The sequence below is a fragment of the Sphingobacterium hungaricum genome (assembly GCF_015210005.1).
In the GTDB taxonomy this organism is placed as follows: domain Bacteria; phylum Bacteroidota; class Bacteroidia; order Sphingobacteriales; family Sphingobacteriaceae; genus Sphingobacterium; species Sphingobacterium hungaricum.
In genome coordinates this window covers 1,530,368-1,552,437 of record NZ_MU158698.1, presented here as the reverse complement: position 1 = coordinate 1,552,437, position 22,070 = coordinate 1,530,368, and the positions used below count along the sequence as shown (strand labels likewise).

Genomic DNA, 22,070 nt, shown 5'->3' with positions numbered 1-22,070 from the left:
AAATCTAACGGTTAAACGAACTATGGACTTAAAAAAATCAGTATCAATTTTCATCTTAATTCTTTGCTTAGCGTATTCGGCCTTTGCGCAGAAGAAATCAATTTATTATCCAATCGATGAAAAATTCATGATCGGGAAAATCGAGAAAACCCCAGAGCTCTTCCATCGGATCGATACTTCAGCCTATGCTGGCTTACCAAAACGTGTGTCCTATCTAGCCACGCATGCTGCAGGACTTGCCGTTGGATTTAAAAGCAGTTCGACGAAAATTCGGCTAAAATGGTGCGTAAAAGGAAATGGTGCGAATGGAAATTTAACACCAATCGCGCAGAAGGGTTTCGACCTGTACATTAAGCACAATGGCAAATGGCAATTTGCGGGAGCGGCTGCGCCAAAAGATACCTGTAGCGATGTTGAAATCATAAGCAATATGGACGGAAGCGAAAAAGAATTTTTGCTATATCTGCCATTGTATGATGAGCTGAAAAATCTGGAAGTCGCCGTAGACGAGAACACGACTATTTCGGCGATCGCACAACCTTTTAAAAGGCGGATTTTGGTGTATGGATCCAGCATTGTTCAAGGCGCTTCAGCGAGCAGGCCGGGCTTAAACTACACATCCATTCTGACAAGAAATACAGGGTATCAGTTTCTGAATCTAGGTTTCAGCGGCAGCGCAAAAATGGAACCAGAAGTTGCCAATATGGTTGCATCGATTCCAGCGGACGTATATCTTTTGGACTGCATTCCAAACTCAAGTCCAGAAGAAATCACAGCGCGCACAAATTATCTAGTGAAAACCATTCGACAGAAACATCCTTCTGCACCGATTATTCTGATGCAAAGCCTTGTTCGGGAGCATGGTTATTTTAATGCAAAAGTTGGAACGCATGTGAGTGATCAAAACCGTGCTGCGCAAGCCGAATATCAACGATTGCTTCAAGAAGGAATTACAGACTTGTATTTTCTGCCATCTACCAATTTCTTAGGGCATGATCACGAAGGCACGGTCGATGGAACGCACCCGAATGACATAGGCTTCGAACGAATGGTTAAGGATATTCAGCCCAAAATTTTGGATATACTTGGGAAATATAAATTGTAAAATGGAAGTTATAGATTGAACACAACCTTCAGCATCGCTATTCTTCCGCGCAATTGATAGGAAGAGTAGGAAATCAAATTTGCGTTTGCCGAATAGGTTTCAAAATTTTTGATGTTCGCAATGTTGTTGATAGAAAACTCGAAATCTGTTTTTAATTTCGGATGGCGGTAACGCGTAAAGAAATCGGCAAAGACATAATTCAAATTTTCCGCCTCGATTTGTTCCGTAAACAAATGCCTCGCCGTAAAGCGCACATGTACGCCCTTAACAGGATTAAATGGCAACGAGATAGATTGGTTCAACTGTCTGAAATTCCGATCTAAATCGCTTGATCCTCCTGTTTGGCGACTTTGAGTCAGGCTGGCTGTTCCGTTGTAAGAAAGATTATACCCTTTCCAGATCTTTAATTCAAACCGTGGATTTATGCTGTACGTCAGGTTTTGAAAAGGAAGTAGATTGCCGTTCAACAATTGATTATAGTCCGTTAGCGTAAAGCCTCCGTTTAATTTTACCGAACTTGATAATGGGAAAATAAACGCATCAATACCCGCATTGAGGTTCAGCGATTGGGTTGAATTTTCAATGTTCAACAAAACGGTTTCAATAATTTCGTTGTTGACTTGACTCGACACAATGTTGTTCATGCTGTTGTGCGCATAATGCAAACCAAAGTTGTAAAACAATAATTTAATTGCGCGGCCAACCCTATAATTTAATCCGACTTGATGGGTTTGCGTTTCATTGATGTCTGATGAATTGGAGGATAATGTCCGGTAATTTTTGAGTACTAATCCCCTATAGACATTCTCTATCGTTCCGAAAGTATTATTGAACGAATAATTAAAATCCAGTTCGCCTTCGTAACCTATGCGCTGTTTCATTCGGAGGTTTGGATTAAAAAGCAGATCAAACCGGTTTTCATCTATGCTGAAATTTCGGTCTCTGTACAGAATATTCTGGATTGAAACAGGCATTGTCAAAGAAGATGAGAAGCGCTTGTAAGCCCATTCGTATTGCGGCGTAACGAAATAGCGAATTCGGTTCCACAGCATATCATTGATGCTGTTTTCGGATGCTAGACGCAATGCCGATCCTTCTTCTTCTTCCAGCAAAAGGCTACTCGATAGATTTTGGTTTTCAAGGCTGAAACCCATGTCGTAATACTGTTTTATCTTTCCTTTTGGAATGCGATAGCCCAACGAGTAATTTGTAAAAAATTGAGGAACTTCTACTTCCTGCAGGCTGCGGTTATAGGGAATCGAATCATTGAAAATCGAAGAAAAAACGCCCGGTTGAATAGACAGGCTTTGGGGCTTGTTCCCGTAGTTGATATAGAGATTGGACTGAAGCACGTTTTTGTTGTTCAACTCTGGAACATATTCCATTCTATAGGTAAATCCGCGGATCTTATGCGCAGCAAGCTGGTTTAAAGTTTCGTCATTGCTGATCAGCAAAGCTGTTTTGTCTTCCTTTTCGTATTCTAACGACAGGCTGTTGCTTATGTATTTTTTATTCGCGTTTTTATTTAAATTCATCCGCAAAGCGCCCAAAAACTGCTTGGTTTCCGTTTCTTGGTTTTCTCTGTAATCAAAAATGTCGTCTTCGATAAAATAAGTGCGCTCCGCGTAATAACTTGTTTCGTCTTGGTTGTAAATGGCATTTAAATTTAGTTTCAACTGCCATTCATTTTTTAGATTAATCAAATCATTGGCATTCACGCTCAACGAATTGTTCAGGTAATATTGACTGCGCTCAATCGGAGGCTCTCCGACTGTCCCTAGAGAAAGCAGGTTATTCACTCTGGAATTGCCCAATTCGCTAAGCAACGTTTTTTGATTAAAACCAGACAGATCGCCATTGTAACTTTGGCCGATATTGTTCCCCGCCAAAACATTAAGAAATTTTGTCTTCTTATTGAAGAGCATGTTATTGACTTCAACATCGTATTGCTTGGGCAATCCCAAGCCGATCTTTGCTTCGGTTGTTAGCTTTAATTTTGCATCGTCTTTAATAACCAGATTGATGGCAACTTGGTCTGAAAACCGCTTATTTTTCAATACTTTTAAATGCTCATGATTATTCAGCACATGAATGTCTTTTACCATTTTATGAGGAATGGTACGCGTGCCAATCGAATATCGATCCTCGAGCAGATCATCTCCATCAATGTACAGATTGGATATGGATTTTCCTTGGTATTTGATCTGTCCGGCATCGCTCACTTCGATTCCGGGCATTCTTTTCAACACATCGCCGATCGAGCGGTCTTCTTCTTTTGAAAATGATTCGACATTGTAGGCCAATGTATCACCCATTCTCGCAATTCGAGGCCTGCTCTTGACTGTGATGTCTTCTAAGACAATCGTTTTTTGCTGAAGCTCCAATCGAAGGTTTTTATCGGAATTCGAGAGTTGCTTTTGAAATTTTTGGTAACCCAAATGATTGATTTCAAGTGTCAATTCTGTTAAAGGATTCGTGACTTTAAAAGTGAATTCCCCTTTATCATTCGTCGATTTAAATGCAATAACGAGGCCGTCCTTTCCTTTCAGCAACACGGTAGCATGCGATATCGGAGCTTTGGACACCTGATCCAAAACGGCGCCTGATAGGGTATTATCTTGTGCTTTCAATCCATGCACAGTAAACAAAAGAAAAAGTATGAAAAATAGCTGACGCAACATTTACTGGGTTAATTCAATTGGATTATTCGTTGTCTGCGATGGCTTGTAGTTTTCGTCAGCTAGAACATTGATACTTTTAATTTTACTCATTGATTCGCTGCTCGTATTATTCGGCTTCATACCACGAATAATGCCCAGTTTTACTGCACCGCTTCCTGAATTTACTGCGGCTTGGCGATTGCTTTCGAATGCTGCTTCCGCTTTTTTGATGTCTCCAACTTTGTCGACTTTGGCTAGCTGCGGGATTCCCATTCTTAAGTTCAAGGAGTCGATGAGGTCAAATCCTGCATATTCAAAAACAACTTCATTTTTTGCATCATGCGCTTCTAAAATAAGTCCTGGCAAACCATTTAATTTCCATGGCCCGTATGGGAATGGGATTTCTGTCGTAAACCATGCAGTGTATGTCCGGCCTTTGAATGTGGCTTCAGCTTTTTGACAGTCATATCCTCCAATGGTTTTGCGCTCGTCAGTTAATTTCCAATCTTGTACGGGAAATTCTTCTTCCGATAAAAATTCATTGATTCCAACCTGATGAACAGCTTTTAAATCTTGCTCATTGGGTTCTAAATAGTAGAAAGTTTTGATGCCTGTTACTGACTTCGTAATCTTGATATTTCCATCAAATGTAGGGTCAGCAACTTGTCTAGCAACTTCTTCGCTTACTTTAGAAGAGCTATAGGTCGTATAATAGCTAGTTGCTTTCGATAAATACGTAACCGTTTCATCTTTTAGAAACTGTGCTTTGTTGGTTGTATCATTAAGGTGCTTAAAATTATAATGAATTTTAGCTAGTATCGGTTCACCACCTTCTTCTTCTACTCTAGGAACTGCTACTCGGGTTCCGCTAGTCACGGAAAAGGTTTGTGCTTGAATGCCTAAAATGCTGAAACAAAGGCAGGTTGAGAAAATTAGTTTAATCATGTCTTTGAAATTTTAGTAAATATACGAAAATTTAGTAGAAATATGATTGTTTTTTGTTTTTACCGTCTAGTTTTTGAAATTGCGTAGCACGAGAAAGAAAATTTTTTATCAGTTGATGAAAAGTTATAGTTCATACTGTGCGCATTAAGGCGCCAACTCAATCGGATTATTCTTTTTCATAGAAGGGCTGTAGCTTTCATCTGGAACGATGTCGATTCCAACGTAATTTTCGCGATTCATCAATTCAAAGCTGTTCTTCGGTCTTCCGTTTATCATTTCAACTTTTACCGGTTCGGCATAATTCGCATAAAATGCTTCAGGATTTTCTTCAAAGGCCTTTTTTATTTTATGTATATCATCAATTTTGTGCAACTTCACTTGCTTCGGAATTCCTATTTTTAACGCTGGGCCTTCAACTAAATCAAATCCCGCATAGTCAAAAACTACTTCCTTTTTATCGTCATAAGCTTCTAAAATCAATCCAGGAAGTCCATGCAATTTCCAAGGTCCAAACGGAAAAGGAATTTCTGTCGTAAACCAAGCGGTATATTTCCTGCCTTTAAATGTGGCCTCTGCTTTCTGGCAGGTATAATCTCCAATGTTTTTTGTTTCTTCGCTGAGTTTCCAATCTTGTGTGGGGTAGACATCCTCGATTAAAAAGTCATTTCCCTCAAATTTGTACAGTCTTTTTAATTCTTTTTTTGCTGGATAGAGAAAGTAATATTCATTGCTTTCGGAAGAGTTAATACTCACTTTTAAATAGCCTTCGTTTTTTGGGTCTTGGGCTTGGCTCGCTAAATTTTCGGAAAGTTTGAAATACTCATAGGATTCTGAAAAGCTCGAATTCTTTCCGAGATAGGTTATCAATTCTTCTTTCTGAAGATTTACTCGGTCGCTCGTATCATTAACGTATTTGAAATTATAATGAACCGTTGCTAATACCGCATCCATTTCTTGCGAATAACCTCGTACAACGGTTGTTATACTTAGTAAAAATAAAAAGGCCTTTATCATAATTTTTTTCTATTCTTTTAAAGATAGAAAAAAAATAAATTACGAGGCAAATCTAACTGGCTAACCGGATAATGATTTTGGTTGTATAATTTTCGCCGTTGTGGAGAATATGCAAAAATTCTTCGGCATTGATTTTTTCAGAATTGACGATGTTTAGGCGGTCGATTACCCCTTTTATGCCAAAGGAAGTATTCTTGAACGACGATTCCATCTCATTCGAAAACCCAACCCCATTATCGGCAATTTCGACAACAATAAATTGATTTTCTCGAAAAATGCGAATTGACACTAGGCCGTGTTTGTCTTTCAAATGCCGAATCCCGTGGTGGATGGCATTTTCAATCAGAGGCTGAATCAACATCGAAGGAATCTGCTGTGTTTCTTGATTGATATCCGAAGCAACATCGATTTCGAATGAAAATGAATTTTCAAAACGCTCTTGCTCAAGTTCCAGATACAAGGTGTTAAGCAAAAGTTCGCTTTTCAAATCGACAAATCCCACCATGCTATTTTCTAAAACCAAACGGCTTAAGCGGGAGAACTGCTGAATTAAATGGCTGGCTTTTTTGCTGTCATTTTCGACTACATAAGATTCAATGGAATTGAGCACGTTGAAAATAAAATGAGGATTCATCTGTGAACGAACAGCTTTCAGTTCGCTTTCCGATAGTTTTTGACGCATTTCCAACAATAGATTTTCTTGCCGTTCGCGCTCCAATGTTTTCATCTGTTCTTCGACTAGCTTCGTTTGTTCTTTTAGCTCTTTTGCTAAACGGATATTGAACGTGCGCTGAAGCTGGTTAACTTTCTTCTGCTGTTGCAGACGATAGGTAAACACAGCAATCAAGACAAAAATGATGAGAAGAACCATCAGAGTCCTGAACCACCAGGTTAAATACCAATGCGTTTTCAAATAGATAGAAACCTGCGCGATGTCCTCATTCCAATTCCCGTACACATCGCCATTTCGGACTTTAAAAGTGTATTTTCCGCCAGGTAAATTGGAGTAAAAAGCCGACAATTCCTCGTCGCTCTCAATCCAATTTTTATCGAAGCCTTCTAAAAAATAAGCATGTTTGATTGTTAATGTTTCTCCCGGTTTATCCGAAAAAGTAAACGAAAAGTTGTTTTCTTCAGGAGATAAAACCAATTCTTTAGTGAATAGTAAATGGCTTGCGTCTTCGTTTTGTATTTTAAACGAACTGATTATCGGACGGCTGATTTTTTCGTCGACTTTAGCGAAACTGGACGCTTTTCCCTCAATCAGCCCTTTGTTCGTCAGCCATAGAAAAGAATCTGAAAAATGGAAGGTTGTTATCGATTTATAGTAGGGAGAAGGAACCAATCCTTTAGCGACATTTAACTGAATGAATTTCTCTGTTTTTGGGCAGAAAATCATAAATCCATCCGCACTTTGCATAAATAAACTGCCATCATTTAATTCATAGAATTGATGGGTGTATAACCATGGGCTAGCATTCTGGTCTTTGGTTTGTTCGAAAACATAGTTTCCATTTTTGAGAGCGATTTCTGTCAAGCCAGATGAAGCTGAAGTCATCCAAAATCTTCCTTTTGTATCCAATAGAAAATTGAATGGCGTATTGGAGGGGATTGAATTTTGAGATTTGCTATGCCAGTGATGTTTGTAGGCAAAGTTTTCTTTGTCCACAATTTGCAACAGGCCAAATCCATCGGTCGCCACCCAAATTGTCTTGTGTTTATCTTTCCCGAGATTGATTACTTTATGGTCAGGAAGTCCATTTTTAGTAGCAAACAATTCGATGCGTTTTGTGTCCAAATGGTATTTGTAAATTCCTGAATTCCATGAGCCAATCCACAGAACTGGAAGATTATTTATCGTGTCTTTTATGATGCTGTTGCAATCTGCAGAACGAAAACCATGTGCTTCGCCAATAATGGGCAACTCTTGAAATTGGTTGGCCGAAAAGGAAAATTCATAGACGCCTCGGTCGTAGGTGCTGATGTAAATAGATTTTTCAATCGCCCAGATTTTGCTGATGGGCAAATCGCTGACCGAACATAATCGCGTTCTTTTTTTATCTGTTAGTTTAAATTTTCCAAATTCACTTGCCGTCAAATAATAAAAATTTCCTTCCGCTTGAATGATTTTTAAGATTGGTTCTTCAGTTTTTTTTAATGGATAGAAATCGGAAATTTTATTGAGCGATGCATTGTAAAACAACAATCCTTTTCCTTCGGTCGCTATCCAGAGGCCATTGCTGGTTTTCAAAAGCTGCGTAATTTTGGTTTCGGACGTATCATTTGGTGTTATTTTGCTCCAAGGAATGAGAGTTACGCGATTGCCGGAAATTACATACAATCCATCTTTTACATGCGAAGCAATGATATCATTCGGTTTTTCTGGCCAAGTAGCAATGGATGTGAATGTGTTGGCGTAGGCCGAATGATTTATTCCCAAATCAATTAAGAGATTTTCACTTTTCTGTTTTAAGGCGTATTGAATTAATCCAATGTCGTAATAGCCGACGAACAAGTGCTGATTTTGATAGAAAAGACTAGTCACGGCATGTTCTGCAGGGCTTCTTTTTATTGCAAGATTTAGGGGAATGTTTTCGGATGTTTCACGGTCCAAATTATACTTGAACAAACCATGATGCCGGGTTCCGATATACAGATTTCGATTTCCATCTTCGGTAAAACTGTAAATACTGTTGTTGATGACATTTTCAGATAGGTTGATTTGAGATATCTTTCCCGTCAGCGGATCAATAGATTGCAATCCGGTATCTTGACCGCCAAAATATATCTGCTTATCAGATGCATGAAAAGCTTTGTAAAGCTCGTTTTTCGTCAGATTCTTTTTAGAAAGATGAAGTTGAATATGTTCAAAAGCTTGGCTAAACGGTTTTTTGGGATCATAAGAAAACAAACCCCTGTTGGCGCTCGTCATCCATAATTTGTTTTCATCGTCAATCGCAATCGATGTTAAATTTCTTGCCAGAATATCATTTCCTGGATTAATCAATTTGAAGCGTGTGCCATCAAAAACACACAAACCCCTGCCTGTCGTAATCCAAAGCAATCCTCTTTTGTCGATTTCCATCGATACGATCTCATTGCTCGGCAATCCATCATTGACCGTAAACTGCATGAAATTATAAATACGCTCTTGCGAAAGCCCGTTGGAATATAAAGTAATAAAAAATGCAAGAGCGAGATATTTCACAAAAGCGATTTTAAGAAAATAATAGCGTTAACAATTCCGTCTTTTTATTTGGCGAAACTTCAATTTCACTTTCGTCCAACAGGATAATCATTCCGCCATCGCCTTTTTTATATTTCACAATGAAATTCATGTTGACAATGACACTTCGATTGACTCGAAAGAATTGAGATTCGCAAAGCACTTTTTCAAATTCTTTTAAAGTTTTGGAAACAATGATTTTGGTCAGGTTGGTCAAGTAAAAGACGCTGTAGTTGCTCATTGCTTCAATTTTGATAATGTCTTCTTTTTTCACCAAATGAATTCCTTCTGCCGTTGGCAAAGCCACTTTAGAGGAAGATGTGGACGCTAGTTTTTCGACCAAATCCACCTGTTCTTTTGATCGGATTTTTGATTGCAATTTCTGCATGGCAATTTCCAATTCGTCTGAATTAACCGGTTTCAAAAGGTAATCTAATGCGCTTGCGCGCAATGCTTTCAGCGTGTATGAATTATATGCAGTGACAAAAATCACTTCAAAAGAAAAAGAAGCGAGGTGCTCGAGCAATTGAAACCCACTCATTCTAGGCATCTCCACATCTAAAAATAAGACATCGGGTTCCAAGTCAGGAATTTCTTTTATTGCCAAAAATGGATCGCTAAATATCTTCTGGATACAGATGGAATCTGCATAACTTTCCAGTTTATGTTGAAGCAATTTGCTTCCTCTAGGTTCATCATCGATTAGTACAGCTTTAATCATCGGTAAATAAAGTTAATTAAAAATTACTGAGAGCTAAGCATTATAGACATAATTTGATTTTTAAATACCGCTTTTAGTCCATATTTTTTCCCAAAATTCCTGTCACTGTAGCTGTTCTGATTGCCATCCACAGAATCATATTGCACCAAATTGTTGTTTTCTTCTTTGTAAATAATATAATAATCTACCTCTCCTTTTTCGGGCACTGTCCAAGACAATATAGATTGCTCATTTTCTACTTTTACGATAAGATTTTGCGGAGCATTGTTTTCCGTTGAATAGACAAAAACCTGCAATGGAAAACTAATTTCCGAGGCTTTATTATTTTCATCAATTACTCGCACAGCATATTCGTAGGTTTGGCTGGAAAAAACCGTACTGTCCGTATGATTTAGCGTTGTCAATGGAACTTGTGCGAGCGTAATCCAAGTCGTGTCGTTAGCTAGGCGACGAAGAACTTCGGTCTTTTTACTGTCTTTTGCAGGAGGCAACACCCAACTAAACGAAACTTTTCCTTGCGAAACTTGATAGTTTTCAATGACTGGAGCAGGCGTCATTACCATTTTTGGACGCAAAACTGTGACGATTTCCGAGAAATCACTGTGATTGCTATTCCCATCTACCGCAACAATTCTGTAGTAGATTTCTTTGTTTAAAACACTTCGATCCAACGAATCGATAAATACAGTATCACGCACAAAATCGGATGTAATAGGGGAGAAAGAGCCATTTTTTTGATTGGACATAAATACGCGATAGCCCTGAATATTATCTGAATCATTCAAATTCCAACTCAAAGTCACTTTGCCGGTCGTATCAGCAACTCCTCGCAAACCCGATGGTGACAAAGGCGGAATACTGTCGTACGCAAAAACATATTGCACATTCGTGCCCGAATAATTTCCCGCTGTGTCAACTGCCAAGACTTGATAATAAGCACCTTCCACAAGATTTGGCTTTTCATCAACAAATTCTCGTTGATTTGCCGGCAAAAGTGCTGTGGTCAAATAATCATCTAGCTGGTCCATCTGCACACCCTTCCGAACAATAAATCCTGCAATCGGCCGGTCTTCATATAAATCCTGCGTCCAGCTTAAGTGGGTTTTTTTGCCTTGCTCTACAACGGCTGTTAGAAACCCGCTAGGAGGAGCTGTTTGTTGCTTCGCAATGGAACTCATGGTCGGCGCATAATAACTCGTGTCTGCAAAAGCATCGACCCCATTCACACGGTAATAATATTTGCGATAATTCTCCACACTATCGATGTAGATAAAATGTTCAGCATCTTCCAATTGATTGAATACAATCGGGATGTTATTTAATCGTGCAAAATGTTTCCCGTCTTCTGAACGCTCAACGTTGTAAGAAGAAAAAGTATTGTAGAACCGATCATTCGGAATCTGTATATGGATAGCTCGATCTTTTCCGACCGTCTTGACATTTCTTGGCGAGTAAATTTCATCTTTCATTCCGCCAGGCAATAAATAAAATGCGGTATCGATTTCGAAAATTTCTGGAAGTAGCGTATCGACATACACGCGATACGCATATTTATAATTTCCATTCACTTCGATAGCATCCGAGTAGCGCATTCCCAGAGCGTCTGCAGCCAGTGGATCCATATCAGCAGCCAGCATAGCTAGCGTGTATTTGTTTTCAAACTCCAAGCTCGCATTTTCCAAACCCTCTTGATCTTCAACGCTTGGCGAAGCGATGCTTGGACTGCCAAATAGCGCTTCTGCGGCAATCAGCAAAGCATGATTGCTGGTGTCGGCTAACACTTTTTGTCTGAAAATTTCTTCCGAATAAGGCTTAATTGGAATCGTATTTATCCGGGTCCAGCTATTTAATAGCGGTTTATTTTGTTCATCCAAAATAATACGGTCAATGCCAATCCCAACCTCATTGCTAACCAGCCATAGAGCAGAATTATCAATTCCCCAGCGCAATACCAATTTGTCAGCATAAGCTTTGACTTTCAAGAAAATTGTCCCTGTAATTTTTTCTTCGACACTATCTTGTTCAGTAGCTGTTTGAGCTAGCAAGCTAATGGGACTAAGCAGGTAAATCAGCGAGCTGATGAATAGAATTCGAATTGTTTTTTTTATCGCTATAGCTTTCATAGTTATCTCATTTTAATATTAATCTGTGGCGCTTGCACAGGTGCTTGAATATGTAAATTTGCAGGCGCAGTCATGTTTTTCACCTGATCCATTAACTGTCCGGCTTTTCCGACCATGTCTACTGGATACCCCAAATTTTTCTTCTGTTGCACAACGTTTTTGAATAGTGTGTTCAAACCAGTTGTTAATCCTGCGCCGCTTTGGTGATGAATCGTGTTGACGATTTTTAGTACTTTTTTCGGTTGGCCGAATGTTGTCATGTTCAATGAATTCGAAATGGCTTGTGCAGATACTAAATTTGAGAAATTCGAAGTATTCAAAATAATGGATGAAACCATTGCTGATTCTGATTTTTGGTTATTTCCAGAATTTAAATCTGCGGCGAAAGATTCTTCTTTTGGAGCTGTGGCATAATTATTCTGTGAATAATTGATGCCATATAAATCTTGTCCCATTATAGCACTCAAGTAGGGGAATTCATTGTTAGAATACGAGTCTATTCCTCCAGTAATCGGATTCCAAGGCATGTTTACCATACCGATGGTGAGCTCATAATTGCTTCCAAAAGCTTGTCGCACGAAATCTCTGAAAACCCGATCCATTTCGGTCACGCTCTGAGCATGGTCATAGTTCATGTTTGGATAGCTTCGCGAAAGTTTTACAGCCGTATTGCTGTTTCCAACATTTGGAAATACTTGTCCAACGGTCCATGTTCCATCATCCAGCGCATTGAAATATTCATTTCCTGTGAATTCATAAGTGACATTGAAAGCCGTTACAGACTGTGTCTGTGAATCAAACCAATTAAAATTTGACAGGTTTACCTGTTGATTGTTCTGTAAACTCGCTTCCATTCCATTAACAATCAGTCTGTTAACTTTCAACGAATTGTATTTGTCTTTGAATGTTTTGGATTCTCCCGTATTAAAATACCAACTGAAGACTTCATGTTCTCCAGAACCCATACGAAGACCACTTTCTATCAACTTTCGACTATTAATTGTTGCGGTTCCGCCGGCAGTCAACCCTTGCCCCGTCATGGACAGTATGCTGTTAGCAAGCAAACGCGTTCCTCCCTGCGTGTTTTCTGGGGCTGAGGTCGTCGGTTGTCCTTTCAGATACATTCGAACCGCATAATTATTATTCGGTAACAAAGCCGGCATATTGAAATTCCAATATGTTCTATCTCCAGTATTGATTGGTAAATCAATTTTAGAAACTTCTGTATTTCCTGAGGCCATATTGACGATACGCACCATAGCTTGAGGAGCAGATATGCTCACATCGAAGGTGTTGTTGTCTGGCGAATATCCTCTAGAAAGCTTCAGGTAAGACGATGCATTGAGCATGGCTTGCCCAGGCAATGATCGATGTCGATGAACGGGCAATATATCCACCAAATGTTCTAAAGAAATTTTCTTAGGACCATTATCTGTCGTGAATGTTGAGTCTTTTTTATCGTAATAAATCGCGTTTGAATTTTGAAGTCGTACAGGAATAAATGCTTGGTCGCCTAAACCGTCTTTTAGCGATTCCATTCCAGAACGGCCTAAGCGCAACAAATCAGGATAATATTTTACCGTTGCCGAAACATTAAACTGATAATTTGTTTTGCGTTTCAATAAATCACCACCTGATTTCAAGGCCAATTTGTAAATCGGGTAGTATGTTCTGGAAGGACTATTTGGCGGTAAAGCTGTCAATCCAGTCGCTAAATCAAAATCCGATGTCTGGAAAGCCTGAGTTCCATTCTCGGTCACGGATATATTGACCATCTCTTTTCTGAAGCGGAATAAATCGTAAGCGACCGATTTTATATTTCCATCTTCGTCAGTTGTGGTAATTGGCACCATAAAGTCCTTATTAAGCGGGAAGTTAAAAGATATTCCAGGTTGTGCAGCTGTGCTAACGTTTCCTCCTCCTGGATAAACGTCCGCGATAAGTTTCAATTGCCTATTGTTAATCGAATTATCGCAAATCGTTCCAACTGTGAACTTCACATTAAATCGTCCGGAAATTAATCCGTCCAAAACAGAGAATCGTCCTCCTAGAATTCCACGGACATACAAGGGAGCCGGACCTCCTAGTTCTGCTGAAGCTCCTAATCCCGCTCGCACAAATTCAATGTCTTTTTTCAGCCCAAAAACATTGATATGAACTCCGCAAGCTGCTTCTGCGCCAATGTACGCTTGACCGCGAGCATACCAAGAGCCTGCCGATTGTCCGCATTCTGGTCTGTCTCTTTGTAAAATACTGACGTCAAATCCTACCCCTGCATATAAACTCGCATAAAAAATCAAAAATTTGGGATCTGCCTTTAGTTCGGTCAGCGCTCCGAAAACCATTCCCTTTCCAGAACTGATTTCCTGTTCATTTCTGGTATTGTTAACCGATTCATAACTTGGTCCACGGTCAAATCCGCTATCTTCAGAACTATTCGTGCTAACCCCCATGATTTCCAAAATCCGATTTGGAATTTTTGGCATTGGATCCACACTATTTCCGACCTGAAAATAAGCGTCAGATTGCAAGAAATCTAAAAACTTAATGCTGTTGGGCTGATGTGGCCGTGGACGACCCATGCGGAAATACCAAATCGTTCCTTTGTCTGAATTCGGGTTTGCGGCTAGTGTATTTTCGATATAAAATTCTAAGCCTCCATTTGCGCTGACCAAGGTCGGCGTTATTCCTCGAATATATTCTAAATTATAGTTAAACCCGGCTTCGAATTTGTGGAATTGGCTGTTTAGCATATTAATCTTCAAATACATGTGCGCTCGTGCCATTGCCTTGTCGTAGCGCTGCAAGAAGTCGGAATCTGTTCCCGTCAATATTGCTGCCCGGCCATCCAATCCGAAATATTCAAAACCGTTATGACCGTTGAAGCGGATATCCATCGCCAACTGTCCTTCCAAAGTATTTCGGCTTGATAAGCCAAAATAAACACCTGCGGTGACACCAAAACGTCCGCCTTGCGAAGCATCGGGAGTATATTTTGTTCCCGAAAAACTGGTCATTTGAATTAACGTTGGGTCTTCTGTATTTGAATTGTCGGCAGGCATTGACGCGTTGACGCTGCTTTTTCTTGACATCGTATCTTGTGACATGTTATAATATGCTCCTCCTGCAAATCCATATAAGGCTGTCCCCGGAAATAAAGGGATTCCAGATTGTCCTAGGTCGAGCAAAGCATCGATGTAAAAGTATTGGAAATTCGAACTTCCTACCCTGCTTCCGAATAGCGCTTGCATGCCAATCTGCATGCCTGCACCAGGTAAAACCACATTTAGCCGTCCTCCCAAACCATAATCGCGCAAATTTCCGCCAATATCAATGTCATGGTAATAAACAGCCCCCTCAATATCCATTGGGCCCAATTTGGCTTTTGCTTCTAATTCAACCCGTTCGATTTTTCCTCGAACTGCTTTCCAAAACTTACGGCCGTTCGTTGCCAAGCCATCCAATTCTCCATACACTTTGAAATCTATGCTTGCTTTAGGGATGAAATTCACATTGTTCACCAATTGCATGGCTGCGCCAAATCGAAAGCCAACTTGATTTCCTTCTAAAAATGGATGAACTTTGGTTTCTGCTAATTCGAATCCCAAGACACTGCTGCTACCAGTTTCTGCAAAAAGCTGATTGTCCCACATGTTTTCGTTAGCAGATGGCCCTTTTTGAGCATTGTTTGCGAGCATATCGCTAAAATCAGCATGTTTTCTCATCCAGCTCATATTATTATCGCCTCCGGTATGGAAATCGATTTGTCCTGGATCGAATAGAGGCGCTCGAGAAGAGATTTTCATGTTTTGAAAACTCAACTCGCCCAATGTTAATTTCGGTAATTTGTCAATATTGGTTTGGAATTTCATGTCACCATGTAATTCTGCGGTCGCTATAAATCCCTCACCGTCCACTTCAACTAGAATATTTGAAGATTTGTGAATATTAACTTGCGTCCATAGCGCTTCAAAAGACAGGTTTTCTTTTGGCGCTGCTTTAAATTGGAATGCCATCGCTTCGCCAGCCGGTTTTGTTAGTGTACAGCTGTAGTCGATTTGATTGTTCGCATTTGTGGCATTGCTTCCAGATGGTGGCAAGACTAGTTTTCCTTTTAAATAACTTTGTTTGAAACTGTTCTTCCAAAAATTCAAACCGACTTCATCCACGGATAAAAACCAGCCATCTAAACTTCCTTCGCCGATAGTTAATACGTCTTTAATCAAGATTTGCCCACAGATTCCTTCATGATAAATAATGTTCGTGGCTTTGACATGCACGGACTCGCCTGAAATCTTTTGGATGGCTTGAGGTAGATAAACATCAATAGAAGGGATGAAAAATCCTGTCCAATTGTTGTTGATAAGAATTGGTGCATCCATTGGGTCGCCACTTTCTATTTTGTCGGGCATTGTCCAATTTCGAATATCCGAATGGTCGTAAATTATTTTCGTTGTGCTTCCAGTTTTTCCAAACTGAATATCGCTGACAGAACCGATTTTGAATGCCTCAACTTCCACTTCGGCTATCCAATCAGCCCAACTAGTTTCGGTTGTCGCTGTCAATTTTACTTTTAAAGGTTCGTTGGTACTCGCATTTACTAAAGGCGCTCCGTTTGGAAATTGATAGGAGGCTCCGATTTTCAGCAATTTGAAACCCTTGCTATCAAAAACCAGTTGTGTCCCATCTGTACCTCCATTCAACGTTATTCCTAAAGAACCTAAGGGTGCATCTTCGCTTAAAAATAATGTCGCTTCGCCACATAAATCTTGAGGATTGATACAGATGCCTCGGCCTGAAAAAGCAACTTTCATGTTGGCGTCTGGCATATTCATTACTGCAACAGCTTCCATCCAGCTCTGCGTAGCACTAAAGAAAATGTTTGTCACACCTACGGTGAAAGCTCCTTTGTCAATCCCTAAGGGCAATTCCATGCCGATTGAATTGACGGATTGGTTCAGCCTTGAAACCAGTTGATCTCGGTTGTTTTTAAAATAGCTGTCTAACTGATCGATTTCATTCGAGCTTAACGGAATGGTGTTCAAATCCGGATTGTCCATTTGGGGAATAAATCCAAAATCAGAACGAGTAATTCCTTTAACCGTTCCCTCCATTAATTCATATTTGTTGTTTATCGAAACACCTGAAAATTCAACCCTAAGTTTGATTGCAGAAGAAATTTGTCCGATAATAGGAAGATTTATCGTCCCTGTTCCGCTAAGTTTTCCATCTATATTTTCTGCCGTCAATACATTCATTTCGAATTGATTGACTTTGATTTTTCGTTGGCCTGTATTCTGTAGAATTAGCTCGTTGGCGGGATTTCCTGTTGGTTTAGGAGAATTGCAATTGGCACAAATTGGAACAGCACCAGAAGGAATTTGAGAAATGATGTTTTGAGCTATAGGCACATTCAGTTTCATTTTCTCCTGATAAGTAAACTCAATGACCTCACTCTGTCCTTGATTCCTGTAACTTGTTCGACCCATTGGGTCAATGGCTTGAACCATCAGCGCGTACCTTCTTCCAGGGATTAATACGGGATCCGCAATTCCATACAATAAGCTATTCGTTTGAACTGTTCTGTCAAAAAACGGAGGAACAATGGCTGATCGAATGGCATCATTTGCATTAAGCTGACCCATTATTTCGACCATTTTCACACGATAATTTGGCAATATTGGACCACCCGGAGAACTGCTCCAGGTAATGGCAAAGGATTGCGCAGCATTCTCGGAAATCTCTTGTTGATTGAAAGGTGCAAGAATACGTGGTGGCTCCACGCTTGAAATAATCAGGGGTGCGCATCCGATAGGCTGTGATGGACTTAGCGGTTGCTGTGTTTGATAATCTAAGGCCTGTATACAAATCTGGTAGGTTCCCTCTTGCAGGCCCACGCCACGCGTAAAATCTGCTTGGCTAATTCCGGTATATTGGATTTGATTATAATCAAATAAAGCTGAAATATCTGTCCCATTCAAATTCATCACTTGACCGGGAGCTAAGGTAATCGGTGTCGGGCTTCTGTAGCCAGGACGAACCCATAAAGCGACTCCATTATTACCTGTTATGCTACCTGTCAATTGAATTTGTTGTTCTGTAAGCGATGTATTGCTTAATGTAAATAACATTAAATCTGGCCGGGAAGCATAATCGGATATTCTGCTTTGATATGGCGGAATGACTCGCAACTGTACATTAATTTGTGCGTTTGCAGAAACGAAGCAGGCTAATAAAAGTATGATTTGTAAGATGAGTTTTTTCATAATCCAAAATTGATTTGGTAAGCTATTTCACCGCGTGATTCTGAAAAGGACGGATAGCCTCCGGTAACTGTTGAGCCGGGATTGTTTTTAGTCCAGTACAAGGATGTCCGAATGGATTGGATTTTATTGATTTTGTAAGAAATATTTCCAGAGCCATTTACAATTAAACTATTGGCGCCTTGATTTTTTCCATTCATGAATGTACAATTTGCGCTCGCCAATAATTTTTTATCAAAGAACACATAGGAAGCTCCAATTGAACCTCCCGCATAACTCGTTTTTACATCCACGCTTTTTAAATCGCTGTAGTTTAAGCTCGCATAGATATTCAGCATTTTTTGAGGAAATCCAATGTTGTAGTTCATCATGTATTGCATGGTGGAAATATTTCGGCTTGGCGCGTCAGCGCCATAATAGGAGTTGTAATCGTTCATTTCAGACATCGACACCGAACCCAATATCATATGCGTTACAGTCTCTTTAAAAATCGTGTAACGAGGCATGAAGCTTAAGTTATTGGTTGTTTGCACGATTTTTAATGAATCCGCAAAACGAAGGGTATTTGGGCGTTGGTTATTTGAAAAATTGGTGAAATAAGCATCAATTCCAAAGCGTTCCGTAAAATCAGCTGATACGTTGGCATTTCCAATAATGCGTTTGGTGGTTGATGTTTTTTGAAGATTGACATTGTCTTGCTCAATACCAAAACTTCCACTTCCTCGCAATTTTCCTTTCCAAACTGTGAAATTTGGACTTATCGTCAAATTCTCCACATCATTTGTGAAAAAGTAGGCGCCCATCGATTTAAATTCCGGTTCTATTCTCCGGTAACTTATTTTTAGTCCATAATTTTTGGCGCTATATCCAATGCCAGCACTGAATGCGAGGAACCATTCAGTCGTGCCATTGACCTTGATTAAATTTTTTAATTTTTCTAGTGTTGGGTCATTGATTTCATCAAAATGAATTGGTGAATTCATATCGCGTGTGTACAGGCTGATTGCTCCGTCACTTTCAAAAAAGAATCGCCTAAACAACCTCAGCTTTCCACCATATCCTAAAACGGAATTGGCTGCTGCGAACACTTTTTCGTTATCAGGTAAATTAAAATCTGCTACAGAACTGGAATCGTCTTTCGCGTGCAGAAAGCTCAAATCAAAATAATTATCCGATGTGCCGTAGCCCAATTTAGCTGCAAATCCTTTTCGCGTAAATGCATAAGGGACTAATGATTGAGTCGCCGTATCAATAACCGTGGCTTTGTTCAAACGGCCATACATAAAACCTACTCTGATTTTGCCAGGGTTTAATTCAAATCCTCCACCGAGCATGGTATGCCCGGCTAACGTGTAGGGGGAAAAATTCACACTTCGATGCCCAGCATGTAAAGTAATCCATTTGTATGTTGGGCTCATGCCGTATTGATTAAAAGGTTGCTGAAAAGATTTATTCTCTTTGCTAATTGTAAAACTCATGGGCACTGTCCAGCCATAAACAGTAGCTGTTGGGCTTCCGCTTAGTAAGTAAGTAAATGGTTGCATGCGATTAGGGATACCGGAAGCGCGATAAAACATCCCCCGGGCTTCGATATTTCCGTTAAATTGAAATGGCTTTTGGTCTCCGATAGTTGTCAAATCTTGTGCACGCACCAGTTGCACAAGATTTAACAGCATAAAAATACCCCAATAGTGAATCGTTTTCATGACGATGATTTTAAAATCCTATTCAGGAATATTGTAAGTCGCCATTACCTTCTTGTAGTCTGAAAGATTTACTCTTGATTGGTGAGAACCAATTTCGATATGACCCGGAATAATCACATAACGGTATTGATTATCGGTGGAAGGAATCGCCCCACGTCGAGAATAAACGATGATTCGATTTAATTCCAGTCGAAATTCAACCAAATCCGTTAGATGGTTAGACATGTACGGGATTTTATACAAGCCAAGTAGCGTCGCTCCTTTGAATTCCTTTACATAGACAGCCACTTCACCCTTATCTAATATTGCTTGTGTAATTGGTGCAGGAATTTGAATCTGTCCGGTGCCAGCAATCGGATAATATGTTTCCCAATTGCTATACATGATATCGGAAGTCCCCGGAGGACCTTGTGGACCCTTTAAATTGACCGGAGTTCCCCAGTTCCTTGGCTCCTTGGGGCCATAGAAATCAGCGGTGCTTTTGTCAAAATAAAAATCTCCTACGCGTCCTAAAGAGGTGTCCGGGCGAACTAAGCCACTTAAAATAGTTGCTCCAGAAGCTCCCGTTGCACCATTTGCGCCTTTTAGGCTTGTCGGGATTCCCCAGCCCGATGCAGTTTTAGGGCCATAAAAGTCACCTGTTAGTGATCGGAAATAGTAATCGCCTACAGCTCCTATGCTTAGTGTTGGAATTCCCGCGCCAGTAATAATCTTCGAACCGTCGGCTCCTTTTGGTCCAACCGAACCTTTTAAATTCACTGCGACTCCCCAACCCGAGTTCGTCTTTGGGCCATAAAATTCGGCTGTTGTTTTATTGAAATAAAAATCATTCAGATTGCCTAGGGTATTATTAGGGGCTATAGTCCCACTATGAATAATTGATCCAGATGCTCCAGTAGCTCCTGTTGCACCTTTTAGATTCGTTGGCGTACCCCAACCCGAGTTCGTTTTGGGCCCATAAAAATCGCCAGTCAATGAGCGGAAATAATAATCGCCTTCTCTTCCTAAGCTGGCGCTGGGAATGGCTGCTCCACTAATAATAGTCGCTCCATCTTCACCTTTTGGTCCAACTGAACCTTTTAAGTTTACGGCTGTTCCCCAGCTGTTGGCTATTTTAGGGCCATAAAAATTCCCCGTATTTGTTTGAAAATAATAGTCGCCAGCCTTGCCCAAGCTGCTCATGGGTGCCGTATTCCCGCTCCAAATTTTTGAACCATCCGCCCCGGTCGGGCCTGTTGGCCCTGGAGCTCCAGGGCTTCCATCCGAACCGACAGCGCCCTTAAGGTTTGTCGGACTTCCCCAGCCGTCAGCTGTTTTTGGGCCGTAGAAGTTACTTGTTGTAATCTGATAATAATAGTCTCCTATTAAACCTACATCATTATTTGGATTGGTAGTTCCGCTATAAATGGTCGAGCCATCTGTTCCCTCTTGGCCTGGAGGGCCGACAACACCTTCTTTGGTACAATTGTATATCAGTAGGAGGTTGATAAATAGGAAAAATAACCCCAGGCAACGTATTAATGCTTTCATAATTGTTCTGTTTTATGTGAATTCATAATTAACATCATGTGTCAATCACAGAATAAATCTCTTGATTAACACGCAGTTATTTTGCGATAATGAGCAGAAACGGGGTTCGAGTGATTGAAAGGTGATTTTGAATTAGAGAAGATTCCTTAAAAGAAATATAAACTTAAAAGCATCGTTAAAATAGCGTCAGAATAAACCAAATTTATTTTAACTACTGTTTTTTAATTATTGGCATAAATGTTGGCTAAGTGTCTATACTTATATTTAAAATAGAAATTTATGAAAAGAATTATTACACTTTTAATGTTATCAGGATTTATTGCGGTTGGGTTATTATCATGTAGTAAAGAAACAGTCGATAGTGCGGGTCGCGATGTGGCATTAAATATTATTAGAACAGGTGTTTGGGAAAAGGCAACGAAAACCGTTTCAGGAAATACAGATGCAGGCTTGAACATTACAACTCAGTTGTTAGATGATGACCAAACCATGAATTTTGATAAAGATGGTAGAGCTTGGGTAAAAACTGAAGGCGCTACAACGCAAACTTCATACAGCTATTCGATGCCAACAAACAGAAAAATGATTTTTGATGGAACAGAATATAGCATTGAAGAAAGCATAGTTCAATCGATAACAACGTTGACGCTTATCAATGTTACTGGTCCTGTAAGAACCCAATTGGTTATCAAAAGAAAAAGATAGTCTTATTTTTTAGGGGACAATTGACGCCGAGATAAATTTTATTTCGGCGTTTGTTTTTTTATTGAATGAACA

At 39.9% G+C, this 22,070-nt stretch carries 11 protein-coding genes; 2 read left to right on the top strand and 9 right to left on the bottom strand.

Going from position 1 to position 22,070, the window contains the following annotated elements:
• Nucleotides 1-22: 22 nt before the first annotated feature.
• Nucleotides 23-1,105, top strand: a complete 1,083-nt coding sequence (locus C4F49_RS09920) for an SGNH/GDSL hydrolase family protein (protein WP_196935699.1) — start codon at nt 23-25, stop codon at nt 1,103-1,105.
• Between the two features lie 8 nt (nt 1,106-1,113).
• On the opposite strand, the gene C4F49_RS09915 is transcribed toward C4F49_RS09920, so the two are convergent.
• The 9 genes from C4F49_RS09915 to C4F49_RS09875 all read right to left on the bottom strand — a co-directional run bounded on the left by C4F49_RS09915 (nt 1,114) and on the right by C4F49_RS09875 (nt 21,293).
• Complete coding sequence (locus C4F49_RS09915) at nt 1,114-3,786, bottom strand: carboxypeptidase-like regulatory domain-containing protein (RefSeq protein WP_196935698.1); 2,673 nt, start codon at nt 3,784-3,786, stop codon at nt 1,114-1,116.
• The gene (locus C4F49_RS09910) at nt 3,787-4,710 is read right to left on the bottom strand and encodes a GLPGLI family protein (RefSeq protein ID WP_196935697.1); all 924 of its coding nucleotides are present in this window, start codon (nt 4,708-4,710) and stop codon (nt 3,787-3,789) included.
• A 144-nt stretch (nt 4,711-4,854) separates the two neighbouring features.
• Nucleotides 4,855-5,724: a GLPGLI family protein gene (locus C4F49_RS09905; protein WP_196935696.1), complete on the bottom strand. Its 870-nt coding sequence runs from the start codon at nt 5,722-5,724 to the stop codon at nt 4,855-4,857.
• Between the two features lie 52 nt (nt 5,725-5,776).
• Nucleotides 5,777-8,932 carry a ligand-binding sensor domain-containing protein gene (locus C4F49_RS09900; protein WP_196935695.1) on the bottom strand — a complete coding sequence of 1,052 codons (3,156 nt, stop codon included), beginning with the start codon at nt 8,930-8,932 and terminating at the stop codon, nt 5,777-5,779.
• 10 nt (nt 8,933-8,942) lie between these two features.
• Nucleotides 8,943-9,671 (bottom strand): LytR/AlgR family response regulator transcription factor, encoded by a 729-nt coding sequence (locus C4F49_RS09895; protein ID WP_196935694.1) that lies wholly within the window; start codon nt 9,669-9,671, stop codon nt 8,943-8,945.
• A 23-nt stretch (nt 9,672-9,694) separates the two neighbouring features.
• Nucleotides 9,695-11,794, bottom strand: coding sequence for a fibronectin type III domain-containing protein (locus C4F49_RS09890; protein ID WP_196935693.1), 2,100 nt, complete (start codon nt 11,792-11,794; stop codon nt 9,695-9,697).
• A gap of 2 nt (nt 11,795-11,796) precedes the next feature.
• A complete protein-coding gene (locus C4F49_RS09885) occupies nt 11,797-18,060 on the bottom strand; it encodes a hypothetical protein (protein ID WP_196935692.1) in 6,264 nt (2,087 codons plus the stop codon).
• Nucleotides 18,057-19,763, bottom strand: coding sequence for a hypothetical protein (locus C4F49_RS09880; RefSeq protein WP_196935691.1), 1,707 nt, complete (start codon nt 19,761-19,763; stop codon nt 18,057-18,059). The genes C4F49_RS09885 and C4F49_RS09880 overlap by 4 nt, the downstream gene beginning before the upstream one ends.
• A gap of 18 nt (nt 19,764-19,781) precedes the next feature.
• Nucleotides 19,782-21,293, bottom strand: coding sequence for a collagen-like domain-containing protein (locus tag C4F49_RS09875; protein WP_196935690.1), 1,512 nt, complete (start codon nt 21,291-21,293; stop codon nt 19,782-19,784).
• 279 nt (nt 21,294-21,572) lie between these two features.
• On the opposite strand from C4F49_RS09875, the gene C4F49_RS09870 reads away from it, so the two are divergent.
• A complete protein-coding gene (locus C4F49_RS09870; RefSeq protein WP_196935689.1) occupies nt 21,573-21,998 on the top strand; it encodes a hypothetical protein in 426 nt (141 codons plus the stop codon).
• Nucleotides 21,999-22,070 lie beyond the last annotated feature (72 nt).